The following is a 17,789-nucleotide window of genomic DNA, read 5'->3' on the forward strand; positions in this document are numbered from 1 at the left end:
GATGCGCGCGTGATCAGCACTGGCCGTCTGCCCGAAGTGGACACAGGTGGTTCACAGCGAAGCTCTTCCCCGAAGCAGAACACCAAGTGACTGACTAGGGAGAATCACGGTGGCGGATCCACAGTGGACAGGGCAGCCGGTGCTATCGGGCCGCGGGCTGGTGAAGCGGTACGGCACACAGCACGCGCTGGCCGGGATCGACATCGACATCCAGGCGGGTGACGCGGTCGCCATCGTCGGGCCCTCCGGCTCGGGCAAGACCTCCTTGCTGCACGTACTCGCCGGGATCCTCCGCGCCGACTCCGGGCAGATCTTCCTGGCGGGCCAGCGCGTCGACCAGCTCAACGAGCGCAAGCGCAGCGAACTGCGGCGCACCGAGTTCGGTTTCGTGTTCCAGTCCGGGATGCTCGTCGCCGAACTGAGCGCCGAGGAGAACGTCGCGCTGCCGTCGCTGCTGGGTGGCAAGGGGCGCAAGGAATCCATCGAAGCCGGCCGCGAATGGCTGGCGAAGCTCGGCCTCGCGGGCAAGGAGAAGCGCCGCCCCGGAGAGCTTTCCGGCGGTGAGGCGCAACGCGTCGCGATCGCCCGCGCGCTGACGCACCGGCCGAAGGTGATCTTCGCCGACGAGCCGACCGGCGCGCTCGACACCCGTACCGGCCGCGCCACCATGGACGCGCTGCTCGCCGCGGCCGCCGACAGCGGCGCCGCGGTGATCGTGGTGACCCACGACCGTGAGCTCGCCGAAGCCATGCCGCGCACCGTCTCCATCCGGGACGGCCTGATCGCGACGAGGCTGGCCGCGTAATGAACAGCTTCCAGCTGGCCATGCGGGTGCTCCGGGTCGACCGCCGGACCCGCACGTCGGCCATCCTCACCGCGGTCGGGGTCGCCGTCGCGACCAGTCTGGTGCTCCTGCTCGCCTCTCTTCCCGGTGCCACGCAGGCCCGTTCGCAGCGGGCGATCTGGCAGGACATCGGCAGCTACTACTCCCAATCCGGGGAGAGCCAACGTCCGGCGCCGCTGCTGATGGCGTCGAACAAGGACTACTCGGGAGACCGCGAGATCACCCGCGTCGACATCGCCCTGACCGGTACCTCACCGATGCTCAGCCTGCCGCCCGGCATCCCGAGGCTGCCCGGTCCCGGCGAGTCGATCGTTTCCCCCGAACTCGGGAAACTGATCCAGTCCGCGCCGAAGGCGCAGCTCGGCGACCGGTTCGGCAAACTCGTCGACGCGCTCGGACCCGAATCCCTGATGTACCCGGAGCAGCTGGTCGCCGTCGTCGGCCACACCCCGGAGACGATGCCGCAGACGGCGCTCGCCGCGGACGGCTTCCCCAACAAACAGGCGAAGCCCGACCCGATGCTCGAACTGCTCGCCTGGGTCGGCGTGATCGTCCTGCTCGTGCCGAGCCTGGTGCTCGTCGCGTCTTCGGCCAGGCTCACCGCCGCCCGGCGCGAGCTGCGCATGGCCGCGCTGCGGCTGGCGGGGGCGACCCCAGGCCAGGTGACGAAGATCGTCGCCGCCGAGACGGCGTTGTCCGCGACCGTCGGCGCGCTACTCGGGATCCTCGTGGCGCCCGCGCTGCAAGGGCTCTCGACGTTCGTTCCGTGGGCCGGTGGTACCTGGCTCGCGTCGGACTTCAGCCTCGCGCCCGGCACGACCATCGCGGTCGCCATCGCGATCCCGCTGCTGGTCGTCTTCGCCGGGGTCCTCGGCATCCGCCGCGTGCTGAAGACGCCGCTGTTCGCTGCCTCGGCACACGCTCGCAAGCCGCTGCACTGGTGGCGTCTGCTCGCGGTCCCGGTGGCCGGTGCGTTCTTCCTCTTCGCGGTCACCCAGGACAACGCCAGCCTGCCGATGGTGATGCTCGGGCTGTTCCTGCTGGTCGGGTCGGCCGCCATCATCGGACCGTGGGTCACCTCGGCGGTCGGCGGCACGTTCGTCCGGATCTGGCGCAAACCGGCGTCGCTGCTGGCGGGACGCAGGCTCCGCGACGACCCGAAGAGCGCCTACCGCGCCACCGCGGGTGTCGTGCTCGCCGTCTTCACCGGCTCGATGGCGCTCACCCTGCTGCCCTCGTTCGAGTCGATGGCGGGCGGCGGCCGGACCTTCAAGGACAACGTCCTCTACGCCCAGTCCGACGCGACCCAGGCCCAGCAGGTCGCCGACCGGACCAACGCCTCCCTCACCCGCTACGGGATCACCGAGAAGGCCGTCTCGGTCGGGCAGGTCTACCTGGCCACCGGCGAGACGGGGACCCGCTCCCAGAGCTTGAACCGGGCCTTCGTGATGACCTGCGAGGACGCCACGAAACTCCTGCGGGTGAACATCGGTGGCTCCTGCCAGCCGGGTCCAGCGATCTACAGCAGGTACGGGATCAACCCGGCGGAGTACCGCGTGACGTCGGAATACGACAAGGCCGGTACGCCGCTGGACCCGAAGGCTCCCGTGCACCTCTTCCCGCAGGGTGACGAGGACACGTCCAGCACGATCGTCATCGACCCGGCCCTGGTGCCCGCGGGTGTCACGCCGGAGCGCTTCGACGTGATCGTGCCGACCACTACGGAGAACGCCGAGGTCGTGCGGACCGCGCTGGTCGGCGCGGCCCCCGGCCAGGAGGTCGGCAGCCGTGGCCTGCACCTGATCGGTCAGCAGCAGGAACTCGGCGACCTGCGCCGGGTCACCGTGATCGGCCTGATCGCCGCCGGGGTGCTCGCCGGCTGCAGCGCGGCCGTGGCGACCGCGGGTTCGGTGATGGACCGCCGCCGCACCTTCGGGGCACTCATCGCGGCCGGGACACCGGTCCGGGTGCTGGCGAGGGCGTTGCGGATGGAAGCGGCCCTGCCCGCGATGGTGGCCACCATCGGCGCGGGTGTGGTCGGGATCGGAGTCGCCATGGGGCTCTACAGCCTGGTCGAGAAGGACGCGGTCGTGCTGAGCCCGTGGCTGCTGGCGCCCGTGGTGCTGGGAATCGGGGTGGCGTTGCTCGGGGCATCCGTCTCGACCCCGGCGCTCAAGCGGGTGCAGTCGGAGCCCTTGGCCGACGAATAGAAAAGGTTCGCCCGAATGGCGTCATGACGCCTGGGCGGGCAGGTCTCGTGGGTGGAGTCGGTGATCACACCCACGAGACCGGGTGCCCGGTCGTCTCTCTGTCGGGGGAGGGACGAACGGGCACCGGGGACGCGCAGGGGGCGTTCCAAGGTGCGGGGGTGTGAAGAAAGGGCCGGTCAGGGACGTGGGGACGTCCTGACCGGCCCTTTCTGTTCGCTCAGACCCGCTCGAAGATCAGGTCGTGCGAGATCCGGCCCTCGACGTCGGCGCGGTTCTCGAACTTCGTGATCGGCCGCCACTCCGGACGCGGCGCCCAGCCCCCGGGCTCGCCGGCGTGGCGGTTGCGCAGGAGCGGCTCGGCCGAGCAGACCTCCATCATCTGCTCGGCGTAGTTCTCCCAGTCGGTCGCCAGGTGGAAGGTCCCGCCCGGCGCGAGCCGCGACGCCACCAGCGAGACGAACCCGGGCTGCACGATCCGCCGCTTGTGGTGCCGCTTCTTCGGCCACGGGTCCGGGAAGAACAACCGGACGCCGGACAGCGAGCCCGGCTCCACATGCGAGGTCAGCAGCACGACGGCGTCGCCGTGCATCAGCCGCAGGTTCTTCACCCCGAGCTTCTCGGCGCGCAACATCAGCTGGCCGAGCCCCGGGTCGTAGACCTCGACCGCGACGTAGTTGAGTTCCGGCGCGGCGGCGGCGAGCTGGGACGTGGTCTCGCCCATGCCCGAACCGATCTCCACCATGACCGGGGCCTGCCTGCCGAACCAGTCGTCGAAGTCCACCGGTCCTTCGGGCAGTTCGCCGACGGTGCGGCCGAGCGACGGCCAGAGTTCGTTCCAGGCTCGCTGCTGCCCGACGGTCATCCGGCCGCCGCGTTTGACATAGCTGACCACGCTGCGCATCCGTGGCTGGTCCTCGTTTTCCACCAGCCCATTAAACGCGGGGGTTACCTGACGGCTTCGAACTCCCCCAGCCGCGAGCGCAGTCCCGCGAATCCGCCGACCGCGATCGGGGCGGGCGTCGTACTGGAATGGGCGGGGAGGACGTCGATCCAGCCGTCGTGGCGGCTGGTGTTCAGCACCGTGGTCGGGATCGAATGCCCGGACGCGCCGCGTTCGGAAGGCATGAACTCCCAGTAGCCGGATTCGCCGTCGGCGGCCCACGGCACGAATTCCCAGCCGGGCCGCCTGCCGAGCAGGCCGGCGATGCGATCTTCGATGCGGAAACCGAGCTCCCGCGATTCGAGCCGCCCTTCCACGACGGCGCGAAGCCACCAAGGCGCGGGAATTTCGCCGTGCATTCCGCTCGACGCGCGGTACAACGCGACGACGAGATCTTCGGGAGCGCGATGCACCCAGGCGCGGCGGATATCCGACGGCCGGGTCGCGGACCCCACCGTGCGGGGTAGTTCGATCGCCTGTGACCATTCGAGGTCGAGCATGGGCTCGAGCCGGGGCTGCATACTTTCCGTGCGAGCTTGCGGGATCATGCGTTCCACTCCCTGACCGGAATCCACCGTCAAGGATCACCTCCGGGGCCGAGAGCCGAAAAATAGGCTCGTCCCGAGCATCGCCCGGTCAGGAACAGTATGTCCGCTCCCTGTGAGAGAAGCCACAGCCTCTTAACGTGGACTTAACTCCTTTGGCCGCGGTAAAAGCTCACGCATCCCTTCGATGGGTGATCATCAGCCCGGCCGCATAAACAATCACGCAGATGCCGCCGAAATAAGCCAAATAGCCCCACGGCCCCAACGGTGGTTCGAGTTTCAGCATCGAAACCGTCAGATCCGGCCCGGAAAACTGATTCGCCGCGAAGAACGGCATCCACTGGTAGATGTCGTCGCCCACTTTCGGGATCAGCATGACGAGTCCCTCGAGCAGCTGCGTCCAGGCCAGCGCGAACCCGAGCGCGAACGCGGGGCTGCGGAACAACAGCCCGAGGCCGACGCCGAGCAGCCCGGTCAGGAAGAAGGTCAGGCCCTGGCCCGCCACCGCGCGCCAGTCGGCGCCCGAAGCCAGGCCCAGGTCGGCGGCCGGTTTGATCAAGTACGCGACGGCCCACGAGCCGAAGCCCACCACTAGCCCGATCAGCCCCGAGAACACCCCGACGACGGCGCCCTTCGCCAGCAGGGCGGGCACGCGCGCGGGCACCGCCTGGAAGGTGAGCTTCATCGTGCCCCAGTTGAACTCCGTCGCCGCCGCGAGGATCGCGAGGACCAGCACGACGGTGCGGCCGAGCGCGCTGGCGACCTGCGTCGAGTTGACGCCTGTCTGGCCCTCGAGCGGCACGAAACCGAAGAAGAGCGCGGTGTAGGCGAGCGCGATCACGACCGCGATCCCCGCGCACCACCAGGGCATGCGGGTGCTCAGCAGTTTGATCCGCTCCGCGCGGAGCATGTTCGCCGCGGTCATCCGACGACCTCCGGGACCTGGCCGGTGCCGTACTCGACGGCCTCGGCGGTGAGTTGCATGTACGCCTGTTCGAGCGAGCCGGTGAGCGGCTTCAGCTCGTGGAGGGTCGCGCCCGCGGCGAACGCGAGTTCGCCGATGTCGTCGCTGTCCATTTCGGACACGACGAGCGCGCCGTCCTCCTCGCGGAACTCGGCGCCCTTCTCGGTCAGCGCCGTCCGCAGTGCGGGCAGATGCGGGCTGCGGACCCGCACGCCGAGGCCCTTCGCGCGGCCGATGAAGTCCTCCATCGTGCCCTGGTAGATCAGCTTCCCGCGCCCGATCACGACGAGGTCCTGCGCGGTCTGCGCCATCTCCGGCAGCAGATGGCTGGACACGAACACGGTGCGCCCCTCGGCGGCGAGCGCGTGCATCAGCTTCCTGATCCAGACGATGCCCTCGGGGTCGAGCCCGTTCACCGGCTCGTCGAACAGCAGCACCCGCGGGTCGCCCAGCAGGGCCGTGGCGATCCCAAGCCGCTGCGCCATCCCGAGCGAGAACTGCCCGGCCCGTTTGCGGGCGACCGAGTCGAGCCCGACGAGCCGCAGCACCTCGTCGACGCGCTTGTCCGGCAGCCCGTTGGTCGCGGCGATCCACCTGAGGTGGTCGCGCGCGGTACGGCCGGGATGCCGCCAGGTGGCGTCGATCATGCCGCCGACCGTCCGAAGTGGATCATGCAGCTCGCGGTAGGCCTTGCCGTCGATCGTCACCGTGCCCGACGTGGGGTTGTCGAGCCCGAGCATCATCCGCATGGTGGTGGACTTCCCCGCCCCGTTGGGGCCGAGGAATCCGGTGACCCGCCCCGCTTCGGCGGTGAAGGAAAGGTCGTCGACGGCGAGCTTGTCGCCGTAGCGTTTCGTGAGTCCGGTGGCCTCGATCATCAGCCCTCCCTCCGGTGGATTCCGACAGTACGCGGGAAAGGACCGGGCTGCCCCCCGATAGGCGGCCCGGTCCTTGTTCCCCTTTTTCTCCCCGTCCGGACGTCTCGCTCCCCCGAGCGAGACGTCCGGCCTTCTCCCCTGTGGAAGTCCTTACGCGTCGCGCTTGTTCGCGACGACCAGCGAGATGACCAGCAGCACCAGCGCGAACCCGGCGAAGTAGGCCAGCGAGCCGGCTTGGCTCAACGGAGCGTCCGCCGCGGCGGGGCCCCCGGTGAGGAACCGGTCGGCGACGTGGAACGGCATCCAGTCGTAGATGTCCTTGCCGATCTTCGGGATGAGCTGGATCAGGTTCTCCACCGCGAGGGCGTAGATCAGCACGAGCGAGATGGCGCCGGCGCTGTGCCGGATCAGGATGCCGACGGCGATCGCGACCACCGAGGCGAGGGCGAACACCACGCCGACCCCGGCGACACTGATCCACTCCGCGGTGGTGTTCAGCATGAGATCTTCCGGCCGCATGGCCGAAGCGAGGCCCCAGGCGCCGAACGCGGCGACCTCGCCGATCACGAGCGACAGGGTCGCGACCACACCGGTCTTGGCCAGCAACGCCGCGGTGCGATTCGGCACGGCCTGGAAGGTGGTCCGGATGGTGCTGAAGCGATATTCGGTGGTCACCGAAAGCGCGGCGAGCACCATGATCACGGCCATGCCGAAGCCGTAACCGAACTGGGTCAGGCTGACGTCGGTGAGTTCCCCGGCGGGCGCGGCACCGGAGATGATGGCGGCGAAGCCGATCACGACGGCGAGTGCGGCCAGCGCGCACCACCAGGGTGAGCGGGTGGTGAACAGCTTGATGCGTTCCACGGCGAGCAGAGTCATGGCTTTTCTTTCCTCGGAAGGTGGCGGCGGCTACTGGGCGGCGGTGACCACTTCGGCGGCTTCCGCTTCGAGACCGGTGTGGTACTCGACGGAATCGCCGGTGATCTGCATGAAGGCCTGCTCCAGGGAGCCGGTCTGCGGGCTGAGCTCGTGCAGCACGATCTGGTTCGCCGCGGCGATCTCGCCGATCTTTTCACTGTCCAAACCGGACACCACGATCGCTCGGTCGGCGTCGGTGACCTGAGCGCTCGCCTGCGTCAGCGCGGAGCGCAGCGCGGGCAGTTGCGGCGACCGGACCTTGACCGTGTTCTCGGCGGCCCGCGCCACGAAGTCCTCGGTGGAGGACTGGGAGATCAGCCGTCCCTTGCCGATCACGACCAGGTGGCTCGCGGTCAGCGCCATCTCCGAAAGCAGGTGCGAGGAAACGAATACCGTGCGGCCTTCGTCGGCCAGCCGGTGCATGAACTTCCGGATCCAGAGGATGCCTTCGGGGTCGAGGCCGTTGACGGGCTCGTCGAAGAGAAGCACCTCCGGGTCGCCCAGCAGTGCCGCCGCGATCCCCAACCGCTGCGACATGCCGAGGGAGAATCCGCCGGCGCGCTTTCCCGCCACGCTGGTGAGCCCGACGATCTCGAGGACCTCGTCGACCCGGCTCTCCGCGATCTTGTTGGACTTCGCCATCCACCGCAGATGCGCCCGCGCCGACCGGTTGGGGTGCACCCACTTCGCGTCCAGCAGTGCGCCGACGGTCCGCAGCGGTTCCTTCAGCTCGCGGTAGAGCTTGCCCCCGATGCGCACCTGGCCTGCGGTCGGGTTGTCCAGGCCGAGGATCATCCGCATGGTCGTGGACTTGCCCGCCCCGTTGGGCCCGAGGAACCCGGTGACCTCACCGGCCGCGACGGAGAAGGACAGGTCGTTCACCGCCAGTGTCTTGCCGTAGCGCTTGGTGAGGCCCGCTGCCTCGATCATGTCTGCTCCCCTCGGCGACTGCGAGAACAATCGTCGTTCATGTGGGTGGCCGAGCGCGTCATCCTGAGGTGCCAACCTGATACCCGACCTGAGATGTAGCTTGCCGTCTTCCGGCGGCGTACGCGATCGGTGATACCCCTGAGAGTGACCCTGATTCGCCAGGGTTAATGAACCGTGGTTCAATAATCGTATGGCGAGGCCCCGAAGCATCACGGACGAACGACTGCTGACCGCGGCGGGAACCGTGATCGGCATGGTCGGGCCGGGTTTCACGCTGGCCCAGGTGGCGGCGGAGGCCGGCGTCGCGGTCGGCACCGTCGCCCAGCGGTTCGGTTCGAAGAACGGTCTTCTGCTGGCGTTGAGCCGGTCGAACACGCGGTCCGTCGTGGGACGGATGCGGGAATGCGGCGAACTGGCCGATCCGGTGGAGGCGCTGCGGGCGGCGGTCGTCGTGGTCTACGAGGGCCTCGGTGACGCGGAGACCGCGGCGAACCATCTCGGGCAGCTGGGGGTGGACATCGGCGATCCGGAGCTGCGTGCCCTGCTCGGTGAGCATTTCACCGCCGTGGAAGCGGAATTGCGGCGGCTGACGCGGGTGGCGGCGCGAGTGCTGCCGGGTGCGCCGGGTGTCGTCCGAGCGGCGCGAGTGCTGCTGGGGGTGGCGAACGGGGCCGCGCTGGACTGGTCGATCCGGCCGAAGGGCCGGTTCACCGAACGGGTGGGGCAAGACGTGGACGCGGTACTGACCGCGTGGAAAGGAGTGTCCTGAATGGACCGGAAAGTGGCCGTCGTCACGGGGGCGACGCGAGGATGTGGCCGGGCGATCGCGGTGGAGCTGGGCAGGCTCGGCTGGACGGTGTTCGTCACCGGCCGCACGACGCGAGACCACCAGTCGCCGATGAAGCGTTCGGAGACGATCGAAGACACCGCTGAACTCGTCGACGCGGCGGGCGGCTGGGCGATCCCGGTCCGGACCGATTTCACCAAGGTGTCCGATGTGGACGCACTGCGGGCGCGGATCGAGTCCGAAGTGGACGGCCGGATCGATCTCCTGGTCGACGACGTCTGGGGCGGTGACCCGTTCGCGGATTTCGAGCGGGCGTATTGGGACTCCAGTCTCGACGACGCGCTCACGCTGGTGCACAACGCGCTCGACACGCACCTGATCGCGTTGCACCGGCTGCTCCCGCTGGTCGTGCGGCAGGAAGGCGGTCTCGTCATCGAGGTCACCGACGGCGACCACGACGAGTACGTGGGCGCGGGGATCCCGTACTTCCTCGCGAAATCCGGGATCCGCGCGATCGGCAGGGCGCTCGGCGCCGAGCTGAAGAAGTACGGCTGCGTCGGCATGACCGTCACACCGGGCTTCCTGCGCTCGGAGTCGATGTTGGACCACTTCGGGGTCACCGAGGAGACGTGGCGTGACGCGGTGGGCAAGACCGCGCCGGTCGACTTCGCCATCTCGGAGACCCCGGCGTTGCTCGGGCGTGGCGTCGCGAAGCTGGCGACCGACCCGGAGGTCTCGCGGTTCGCCGGCAAGACACTGGCGTCGTGGACGTTGATGAACGAATACGGCCTGACCGACGTCGACGGCTCACGTCCCGACTTCGGCAAGTGGATGGCCGAAGTCCGGGACGCGGGCAAGGACGAGGCGACCGCGGATCACTCGCTGTACCGCTGAGGCCGTGCTGGCCGGGAGCTACTTCTTCCCGGCCAGCACGTCCAGGTAGTGCTGGTTGAACATCACGCCGAGGACGTTGCCGAACGGGTCGACGACGGCCGCGGTCACGAAACCCGGCCCGCGTTCGATGATCGGCTCGTACTCTTTCGCGCCCTTCTCCAGCAGCTTCGCGAAGGCGTCCTCGACGTTGTCGACGGCCCAGTTCGCGATGGCCCCGCCGGGGCCGGGCTGAGCCAGCGGCGGCCGGAAGTCCCCGCGGACCAGGCCGAACTCGTGCTGGTAGTCACCGATCCGGAACTCGGCGTACGCGGGCGCGCCGTCGGGACCGTTGCGGACGAAGTACGGCTCGATCCCGAAGAGGTCCGAGTACCACTCGATCGCGGCGGTCAGGTCGTCGGCGTAGAACGTGGTGGTGGTGAGACCTCGCAGCATTTCCTTCTCCTCAGGTAGTGGCTCTGAGAACAAGGATCCATCGCAAAGTGCTCACCGAATGACCACTTTTCCGAACTCGCGTGCTTGAAGGCCGAACTCACGTGATTGAGGGCCGATCACGCGTGATTGGAGGCGGAACACGCCCGAGCCGGCTCCGCACCGTGTGTTCCGGCGAGAATCACGCGAGTTTCGGCTCCAAGCACGCGAGTTCCGCCTCCAAGCACACGTGATCCGGTTTCCGGCGGGATCTCAGGTGACCCCTGGACGCGCCAGCCCGGTCTCGTAGGCGAGCACCACGGCCTGCACCCGGTCGCGCAGATCCAGCTTCGACAGGATCCGCCCGACGTGCGTCTTCACCGTCGCCTCGGACAGGAACAGGGTCTCGGCGATCTCCAGATTCGAGAGGCCCTTCGCGATCAGCACGAGCACCTCCCGCTCCCGTTCGGTGAGGACGTCCAGCTCGGCCGCGTCGCGCATCGGCTTCCCGCCGCCGCCGACGAACCGGTCGAGCAGCCGTCTGGTCACCGACGGCGAGACCACGGCGTCGCCCGAAGCGACCGCCCGCAGCGCCGACACCAGGTGATCCGGCTGGGTGTCCTTCAACAGGAATCCGCTGGCCCCGCCCTGCAACGCCGAATAGACGTACTCGTCCAGGTCGAACGTCGTCATCACGAGCACGCGCGCCGTCCCGGCCTCGACGATCCGCTTCGTCGCCTCGACCCCGTCCAGCACCGGCATCCGGACGTCCATCAGCACGACGTCCGGCCGCAGTTCCTCGGCGAGGCGGATGGCCTGCGCGCCGTCGCCCGCCTCGCCGACGACATCGATGTCGGCCTGCGCGCCCAGGACCATCCGGAACCCGACGCGCATCAATTCCTGGTCGTCGACGACCACCACCCGTATCACGTCGCCAACCTAACCGGGAGCCTCGCGTGCACCTGCCACCCTCCACCGGGAGCGGGCCCGACCTCCAGCGTGCCGCCGAAGACGTTCGCCCGTTCCTTCATTCCGATCAATCCGTTCCCACCGGGGACGGTGAGCTTGCGCGGCCCGGACGGCGCGGCGTGCGGCGCCGTCTTCGCGGCCGCGGGCACCAGCTGTTTCGCGCGGCCCGCGCCGTCGTCGGTGACCTTGACGTCGATCACGTCCGCCTCGCGGCGCACCAGCACCTCCGCCTGCGCGCCCTGACCGGCGTGTTTCAGCGTGTTCGTCAGCGACTCCTGCACGATCCGGTACACGCCGAGCGAGACACCGGCGGGCAGCCCGGTCAGCGCGTCCGACCCGATCGCCAGTGTCACCGGCACTCCGGCCTGGCGGATCCGGTCCGCGAGGTCGGTCAGCGCGCTGGCGTCCGGCTGCGGCACCCGCGGCTCGTCGTCGCCGTCGCTGCGGAGCACGTCCAGCAGCCGCCGCAGTTCGGCGAGCGCGCCGCGGCCGGTCTCCGAAATCGTCTGCAAGGCCCGTTTCGCCATCTCGGGATTCCCGTCGACCGCGTAGGACGCGCCGTCGGCCTGCACGACCATCACACTCACCGCGTGCGCGACGACGTCGTGCAGCTCACGGGCGATGCGTCCGCGTTCCTCGCCGACGGCGATCCTGGTGGCCTGGTCCCGTTCCGTCTCAAGCAGATGCAACCTGGCTTCCACCTCCTCGTGATAGGCGCGCCTCGCGCCGGCGAACTCGCCGAGCGTCCAGCACAGTGCGCTGGAGAAGACGCCGATGATCGCCAGGACCCACACGTCCTCCGGCGGGTCGGCCCACAGCTGGAGCCCCGAGGTGACCAGCGTCGCCACCAGATACAGCAGCCCCTGTTTGCGCCCGACGTAGACCAGCACCGAGTAGATGCTGATCATCACCCCGAACGCGCTGGCGGCGCCCAGCTCCAGTGCGCCGTGCGGGATGCCGATCAGCAGCACCAGATACGCCGACCACAGCGTCGCCTTCCGCCGGAAGACCAGCGGGGCGACCATCACCAGGTCCAGCGGCACCGCCACGTACCACGGCGGCATCGGGACTTCCGGCGTTTCGGTCGCCGCCACGTAGATCAGCAGGTCGGTCAGCAGCAGGACGACGGCGATGAGACTGTCCCCCGCCATGGGGTGGGCACGCATCCAGAGGCTCAACCGTCGCACCTGGTAACACTATGTCGGCCGGTGCCGTTCGCGCGTCGGTCGCCGGTACCACCTTCGGTGCGACCCGAGGATGAGCGGCATGGCACGATTCCACTCGGCGTGCTCGACGACTGGGAGGGGTGGGCGCCGTGACCTCAGCGACGGAGCAGGGCCGTCTCGCCGGTCCGCTGTCGATGTCGGTGGCGAATCTCTGCCATCGTCTCCAGCCCCAGGTGTCCGCGCGGACCGCGGCCGGCTTCGCCGAAGTGCTGCGCAGGCTGGGCGGCCCGCTGCAGGTCGCCGTCGCCGGCCGGATCAAATCGGGGAAGTCCACCCTGGTCAACGCGCTGATCGGGCGCCGGGTCGCGCCGACCGACGTCGGCGAGTGCACCCGCCTGGTGACCCGATTCCAGTACGGCACGGTCGACCGCGTCGAGATCGTCTTCAACGACGGCCGCAAACAGGTGCTGCCCTTCTCCGCCGACGGGATGATCCCGGCCGAGCTGGGCATCGACATCGACCAGGTCTCGCATATCGAGGCGTACCTCACCAACGCGGTCCTGCAGGGCATGACCGTCATCGACACCCCCGGCCTCGGCTCGCTCGACGCCGCTTCGGTGTCGCGGACCGAGGAGCTGCTGGGCGCGGCGAAGCACCGCAAGCCCGACGACGAGGCCGAGGACGAAGAAGGCTCCGACGAGCTGGACGACACCTCGCGCAACGCCGTCGCGGGCGCCGAGGCCGTGCTCTACGTGGTCACGCAGGGCGTGCGCGCCGACGACCAGCAGGCGCTGGCCGCGTTCACCGCCGCGACCGCGAGCCGCGAAGCGGGCCCGGTCAACGCGATCGCGGTGCTCAACAAGGCGGACACCATCGCGCCGGAGTCGGTCGAAGGCTCGGGTGGCGACGTGTGGAAGGCCGCGACGCTGCTGTCGGAGAAGCAGGCCTCGACGCTCAAGCCCCGTGTCGCGGACGTGCTGCCGGTGATCGGGCTGATCGCGGAGTCGGCCGAATCCGGCGGGTTCACCTCCCCCGACGCCGAGGCGCTGCGCCAGCTGGCCGAGATGGACGACGACATCCTCGAGACCATGCTGATCTCGGCGGATATCTTCACCAGCTGGGAATGCGACGTCGCGGCGGGCACCCGGCTGCGGCTGCTGGAGAAACTGGACCTGTTCGGCGTCCGGTACGCCGTCGAGGCGATCCGCAAGGAACCCGAGATCACCGCGGGCTCGCTGCGGCGGAAGCTGCTCGACGCCTCCGGGCTCGAAGCCGTCCGCCAGCGGCTGAGCATCGTCTTCGCGGCCCGCGCCGACGGCATCAAGGCCGCCGCCGCGCTGGCTTCGGTCACCGCGCTGGCCCACGCGTCCGGTGACCCGGCCGAGCGGCAGCGCGTCCACGACGCGATCGAGGTCCTGCTCGCCAAGCCCGAGGCGCATCAGCTGCGCCTGCTCGAAGCGCTCACGCTGGTCGCGTCCGGCGCGGTCGACATGCCGGAGGACCTGTCCGAGGAGGTCCTGCGGGTCGGCAGCAACGCCGACATCGGCGCCCAGCTCGGCAAGCCGGGGGCTCCCCGCGCCGATCTCGCCGCCCACGCACTGGAACGCGCCGGCTGGTGGCGCTCCTTCGCGTCCTTCGGTGCGACGCCCGCCCAAAGCCGCGTCGCGCACGTCGTGCACCGGGCCTACTTCCTCATCTGGCAGCAGATCCGCGAGTGACCTCCCGGTTTGATAAACCGAGCGCTCGGTCTAATAATGAGCGCATGGAAACGATCGTCGACGAGCCCCAGTGGCTGCGCACGGCCTCCTGGATCGGCTGCCCGCTGGCGGGGGCGGCCCTCGGCTGGTTCCTCCAGTCGATCTCGGGCTGGGTGGCGTCCCTGAGCTGGATCCCGTTCAAAGGCCCGTTCCAGCTCGTTTCGGAGATCCCCCAGCCCTGGGGCACGGTCACCGGAATCGGCGCCGGCCTGGTCCTCGGCCTGCTGTTCGCCGCGGTCTGGGCGCACGAGCGGCTGATCGTCAAGGTGACGCCGACCCGCGTCACGCTCACCACCAAGGGCCGCAGCCGTGCGTACGAAGCCGAGCTGGAGGCCGTCTTCCTCGACGGCAAGGAGCTCGTCCTGCTCGCCGCCGACGGCCGGGAGCTGGTACGCCAGAAGGGCGACGTCGACCGCGAAGCCGTCGCCAAGGCCTTCCTCGAATACGGCTACCCGTGGCATGACGAGCCGCCGGCGGTGAAATGAGGACGGTCGACCCGGTCAAACACGAGGCCAAACGCCGGGCCATCCTCGACGCCGCCGCCGGTTGTTTCGCGATGAAGGGCTTCGAGAAGACCACGACGGCGGAGATCTGCCGCGCGGCGGGGATCAGCACCGGCAGCCTGTTCCACTACTTCCCGAACAAGCGCGCGGTGTTCGCCGGCATCTTCGAGCAGGACGCCGACGAGACCGCGGCCCTGCTCGCGGCCGCCGGGGAGATCGAGGACCCGTGGGAGGCGATCCTCCACGTCGTCCTCCATGTGTCCGAACAGCTTCTGCATCCGGTCGCGGCCCAACTCGTCCTCGAGGTCGCCGCGCAGTGCTCCCGTGACGCCGATCTGGCCGGGCTCGTCCAGGGCAACGACCGCGCCCTGCGCGACGGGCTCACCGGTCTCGTGACGCGGGCGATGGACGCGGGCCGGATCGATCCCGGTCTGGCCCCGGGAACGGTGGCCAGCTGGCTCGTCGCCTTGGTCGACGCGCCACTTTCCCGCGTGATTCTGGAGCCGGACCTCGATCCGGCGGCGGAACTCGCGGTGATGAAGGAGCTGATCGCCAGATTCCTTCGTCCCGTTCCGGCGATTCCGCCCCGGCGGGCGGGCGGGTATCCGACACTGGTGAAATCTCCCCGGGCTGATCGGTAGGCCCGGGACATCAGTTACGGGGGTCGAATCCGTGGGTGCCTGGCTGCGCAAGAAGGCGGTCGACGAGGAAAATCCGGACGACGTGCCGACCGGCCAGATCTCGGCGGCGGTCATCGCCGAAGCGGATGGCGTGACTTCGCCGTCCGAGGGAACCGAGAGCGCCGAAGCCGCGTCAAAGACCGATGTGGAGTCCACGACCACAGGTCCGGCCGACCTCGAACAGGCTCTCGCCGACAGGCAGGCGCTGATCCAGATGTGCCTGTACGCCCTCGATCGCGCCCGCAGCGGCGGTGTCGTCGAGCGGCTCGAACACGGTCTCGCCGGGATCGGCGTCCGTGCCCTGCGCCCGGACGGCGAGCGGTTCGACCCCGCCGTGCACGAGGCGGGCGGCGCGGTCGCGACCGAGGACCCGGCACTCGAAGGGCTCGTCGCGGAGACCGAGGTGGTCGGTTTCGCCGATCACGACCGGGTACTGCGCGCGCCGATCGTCATCGTCTACGCGAAGAAGGCACAGTGACCGCTCCGAGCGCGGCGGCCAACCTGCCCGCGGTCGTGAAGAGCACCCGCGAACAGCTGCTCACCGTCGTCCGCGAAGCCGATCCCCAGGCCGCGAAATGGGTCGAGGACATCCGGCAGGCGCGGCCGAAGAAGCCGTCGGTCGTGGTGGTCGGCGAGACCAACCGCGGCAAGAGCTCGCTCGTGAACGCGCTCCTTTCCATGCCGGGACTGTCCCCTGTGGACGCCGACGTCGCCACCGCGACGTATCTCGTCTTCGAGCACGCCGAGCAGTGGTCCGCGCAGGCCTGCTACCCGGGCCAGCTGGCGCCGGTGCCGATCAACCTGAACGAGCTGATCCACTGGGTTTCGGCCGCGCACGAACTGCCGGAAGGGCAGATCCCGCCGCGGTACGTCGAGGTATCCGGCCCGGTCCCGCTGCTCGAACGGGTGTCCATTGTGGATACCCCGGGCGTCGGCGGCCTCGATTCTATGCACGGCGAGCTGGCGAAGGAGGCCGCCGCGGGCGCCACCGCGCTGCTGTTCGTCGTCGACGCCTCCTCGCCGTTCACCGCGCAGGAGCTGCAATTCCTGCACGACATGGGCGAACGCGTCGAGACCGTGCTGTTCGCGCTGACCAAGACCGACCAGTTCCGCGGCTGGCGCGAGGTGCTCGAAGCCGACCGGCGGCTGCTCGCCGAGCACGCCCCCCGGTTCGCCGACGCGGTGTTCCACCCGGTGTCCGCGCGCATGTTCGAGACGGCGGCCAAGGCCCCGAACGAGCAGATGGCCATGATGCTGCGCGAGAAGGCGGGCATCGCCGCGTTGCAGGGCGCGCTGCAGGAGATGCTGGTCGGCCGTTCGGCGATGCTGGGCGAGGCCAACACCCTGCGCGCGCTGTCGAGCGCGCTCGGCGAACTCAAGGCGAAGCTGCAGGCCGAAAGCCGCGCGTTGTCCGCCGGTGAGGCCGAAGCGGAGCAGCTGCGTCAGCGCCGGGACGATCTGACCGCCGAACGCCGGTCTTCGACCCGGGGCTGGCAGCTCAAACTGCGTGCGGAGATCCAGCGGACCCGCGTCGAGGTCGGACACGAGACCAGCAGGCAGATGCGCGACGCGTCGACCCATTTCCGGCAGCGGATCGACGGCGCGAAACGGGACGAGCTCGCCGCGCTGCCCCAGCAGGTCGACATCGCGCTGCAGACGACGTCGCAGCGGATCTCGATGCTGCTCTCCCAGCGGCTCAACCAGGTCACCAACGTCGCGCTCGCCGAGCTGTTCTCGGCCGAAGAGCTCGACATCATCCGCGGCCAGTTCGCGAGGGCGGGCGGCCCGCCGGTCGTGCTGCGCCCGCCGGACAAGAAGCCGCCGACGGCCGAGGACAAACTGCTCATCTTCATGGGGGTTTCCGGTGGGCTCGGCGCCGGGAAGGTCGCCGCGCTGCCGCTGGCGGGCGTCGCGATCCTGAACCCGGTGATCCTGCCTGCCACGATCATCATCGGGCTCGGTGCCGGCTGGTGGATGGCGCGGACCCGTAAACACGCGTCGGACAAGCAGCATATGAAGCAATGGCTGGTCGAGGCGATCGCCGACGCTCGGTCCACGTTGGACCAGCTCGTCGCGGAGCAGCTGATCGAAGCCGAACAGCAGCTTTCGATGGCGCTCGACGAAGCCCTCGGCCGCCGCATCGACGCGATCGAGGCGGAGCTGAAGGAAGTCGACAAGACGATCAAGATGGGCGCGCAGGAACGGGCGAAGAAGATCTCGGTCGTCGCGAAGCGCCTGAAGGACGTCTCGGACGGGCGTGACCGCGCTGAGGCACTGCTCGGTCGCATTCGATCACTGCGCGACGCCTGACGGGGTGGTCCTGTTGTGGACCGGAACCGAACCGGCCTACGGTGAGTCATAAGCTTCGACACACCAGCAGGTCAACGAGGGGGTTA

Annotated in this window: 18 protein-coding genes; 9 read left to right on the forward strand and 9 right to left on the reverse strand. The window is 69.2% G+C overall.

The window, feature by feature from the left end:
• Positions 1-109: 109 nt before the first annotated feature.
• Both ACIBTM_RS38885 and ACIBTM_RS38890 read left to right on the forward strand, forming a co-directional pair.
• Positions 110-805: an ABC transporter ATP-binding protein gene (locus ACIBTM_RS38885; protein WP_395882136.1), complete on the forward strand. Its 696-nt coding sequence runs from the start codon at positions 110-112 to the stop codon at positions 803-805.
• The gene (locus ACIBTM_RS38890) at positions 805-3,054 is read left to right on the forward strand and encodes an FtsX-like permease family protein (protein ID WP_395882137.1); all 2,250 of its coding nucleotides are present in this window, start codon (positions 805-807) and stop codon (positions 3,052-3,054) included. The genes ACIBTM_RS38885 and ACIBTM_RS38890 overlap by 1 nt, the downstream gene beginning before the upstream one ends.
• 217 nt (positions 3,055-3,271) lie before the next feature.
• Here the strand turns inward: ACIBTM_RS38890 and trmB are convergent, their stop codons facing one another.
• The 6 genes from trmB to ACIBTM_RS38920 all read right to left on the reverse strand — a co-directional run bounded on the left by trmB (position 3,272) and on the right by ACIBTM_RS38920 (position 8,229).
• Positions 3,272-3,955, reverse strand: coding sequence for a tRNA (guanosine(46)-N7)-methyltransferase TrmB (gene trmB, locus ACIBTM_RS38895; protein ID WP_395882183.1), 684 nt, complete (start codon positions 3,953-3,955; stop codon positions 3,272-3,274).
• 44 nt (positions 3,956-3,999) lie between these two features.
• A complete protein-coding gene (locus ACIBTM_RS38900; protein WP_395882138.1) occupies positions 4,000-4,542 on the reverse strand; it encodes a hypothetical protein in 543 nt (180 codons plus the stop codon).
• 169 nt (positions 4,543-4,711) lie between these two features.
• Positions 4,712-5,464: a hypothetical protein gene (locus tag ACIBTM_RS38905; protein ID WP_395882139.1), complete on the reverse strand. Its 753-nt coding sequence runs from the start codon at positions 5,462-5,464 to the stop codon at positions 4,712-4,714.
• A complete protein-coding gene (locus tag ACIBTM_RS38910) occupies positions 5,461-6,381 on the reverse strand; it encodes an ABC transporter ATP-binding protein (protein WP_395882140.1) in 921 nt (306 codons plus the stop codon). Before ACIBTM_RS38910 ends, ACIBTM_RS38905 begins: the two co-directional genes overlap by 4 nt.
• Positions 6,382-6,531: 150 nt before the next feature.
• Complete coding sequence (locus ACIBTM_RS38915) at positions 6,532-7,260, reverse strand: ABC transporter permease (protein WP_395882141.1); 729 nt, start codon at positions 7,258-7,260, stop codon at positions 6,532-6,534.
• Between the two features lie 30 nt (positions 7,261-7,290).
• Positions 7,291-8,229: an ABC transporter ATP-binding protein gene (locus ACIBTM_RS38920; protein WP_395882142.1), complete on the reverse strand. Its 939-nt coding sequence runs from the start codon at positions 8,227-8,229 to the stop codon at positions 7,291-7,293.
• Positions 8,230-8,419: 190 nt separating this feature from the next.
• Here ACIBTM_RS38920 and ACIBTM_RS38925 point away from each other — a divergent pair, with 190 nt between their 5' ends.
• Together ACIBTM_RS38925 and ACIBTM_RS38930 are read left to right on the forward strand one after the other, a co-directional pair.
• Positions 8,420-8,998 carry a TetR/AcrR family transcriptional regulator gene (locus tag ACIBTM_RS38925; protein WP_395882143.1) on the forward strand — a complete coding sequence of 193 codons (579 nt, stop codon included), beginning with the start codon at positions 8,420-8,422 and terminating at the stop codon, positions 8,996-8,998.
• Positions 8,999-9,910, forward strand: coding sequence for an SDR family NAD(P)-dependent oxidoreductase (locus tag ACIBTM_RS38930; RefSeq protein WP_395882144.1), 912 nt, complete (start codon positions 8,999-9,001; stop codon positions 9,908-9,910).
• An 18-nt stretch (positions 9,911-9,928) separates the two neighbouring features.
• On the opposite strand, the gene ACIBTM_RS38935 is transcribed toward ACIBTM_RS38930, so the two are convergent.
• The 3 genes from ACIBTM_RS38935 to ACIBTM_RS38945 all read right to left on the reverse strand — a co-directional run bounded on the left by ACIBTM_RS38935 (position 9,929) and on the right by ACIBTM_RS38945 (position 12,438).
• Complete coding sequence (locus ACIBTM_RS38935; RefSeq protein WP_395882145.1) at positions 9,929-10,342, reverse strand: VOC family protein; 414 nt, start codon at positions 10,340-10,342, stop codon at positions 9,929-9,931.
• 249 nt (positions 10,343-10,591) lie between these two features.
• Positions 10,592-11,248 (reverse strand): response regulator transcription factor, encoded by a 657-nt coding sequence (locus ACIBTM_RS38940; protein ID WP_005167029.1) that lies wholly within the window; start codon positions 11,246-11,248, stop codon positions 10,592-10,594.
• Positions 11,245-12,438 (reverse strand): sensor histidine kinase, encoded by a 1,194-nt coding sequence (locus ACIBTM_RS38945; protein WP_395882184.1) that lies wholly within the window; start codon positions 12,436-12,438, stop codon positions 11,245-11,247. Before ACIBTM_RS38945 ends, ACIBTM_RS38940 begins: the two co-directional genes overlap by 4 nt.
• 209 nt (positions 12,439-12,647) lie before the next feature.
• On the opposite strand from ACIBTM_RS38945, the gene ACIBTM_RS38950 reads away from it, so the two are divergent.
• Genes ACIBTM_RS38950 through ACIBTM_RS38970 form a run of 5 tightly spaced genes read left to right on the forward strand, consistent with a single transcriptional unit; the run spans position 12,648 to position 17,703 of the window.
• Positions 12,648-14,171 carry a dynamin family protein gene (locus ACIBTM_RS38950; RefSeq protein ID WP_395882185.1) on the forward strand — a complete coding sequence of 508 codons (1,524 nt, stop codon included), beginning with the start codon at positions 12,648-12,650 and terminating at the stop codon, positions 14,169-14,171.
• Positions 14,172-14,215: 44 nt separating this feature from the next.
• Positions 14,216-14,695, forward strand: a complete 480-nt coding sequence (locus ACIBTM_RS38955; RefSeq protein WP_395882146.1) for a hypothetical protein — start codon at positions 14,216-14,218, stop codon at positions 14,693-14,695.
• The gene (locus ACIBTM_RS38960; protein WP_395882147.1) at positions 14,692-15,354 is read left to right on the forward strand and encodes a TetR/AcrR family transcriptional regulator; all 663 of its coding nucleotides are present in this window, start codon (positions 14,692-14,694) and stop codon (positions 15,352-15,354) included. The genes ACIBTM_RS38955 and ACIBTM_RS38960 overlap by 4 nt, the downstream gene beginning before the upstream one ends.
• Positions 15,355-15,385: 31 nt before the next feature.
• Complete coding sequence (gene grpE, locus ACIBTM_RS38965; RefSeq protein ID WP_395882148.1) at positions 15,386-15,871, forward strand: nucleotide exchange factor GrpE; 486 nt, start codon at positions 15,386-15,388, stop codon at positions 15,869-15,871.
• Positions 15,868-17,703 carry a dynamin family protein gene (locus ACIBTM_RS38970; protein ID WP_395882149.1) on the forward strand — a complete coding sequence of 612 codons (1,836 nt, stop codon included), beginning with the start codon at positions 15,868-15,870 and terminating at the stop codon, positions 17,701-17,703. The genes grpE and ACIBTM_RS38970 overlap by 4 nt, the downstream gene beginning before the upstream one ends.
• Positions 17,704-17,789: the final 86 nt, after the last annotated feature.

Origin of the sequence: Amycolatopsis sp. NPDC049868, from assembly GCF_044461365.1 — a bacterium.
Classification (GTDB): Bacteria; Actinomycetota; Actinomycetes; order Mycobacteriales; family Pseudonocardiaceae; genus Amycolatopsis.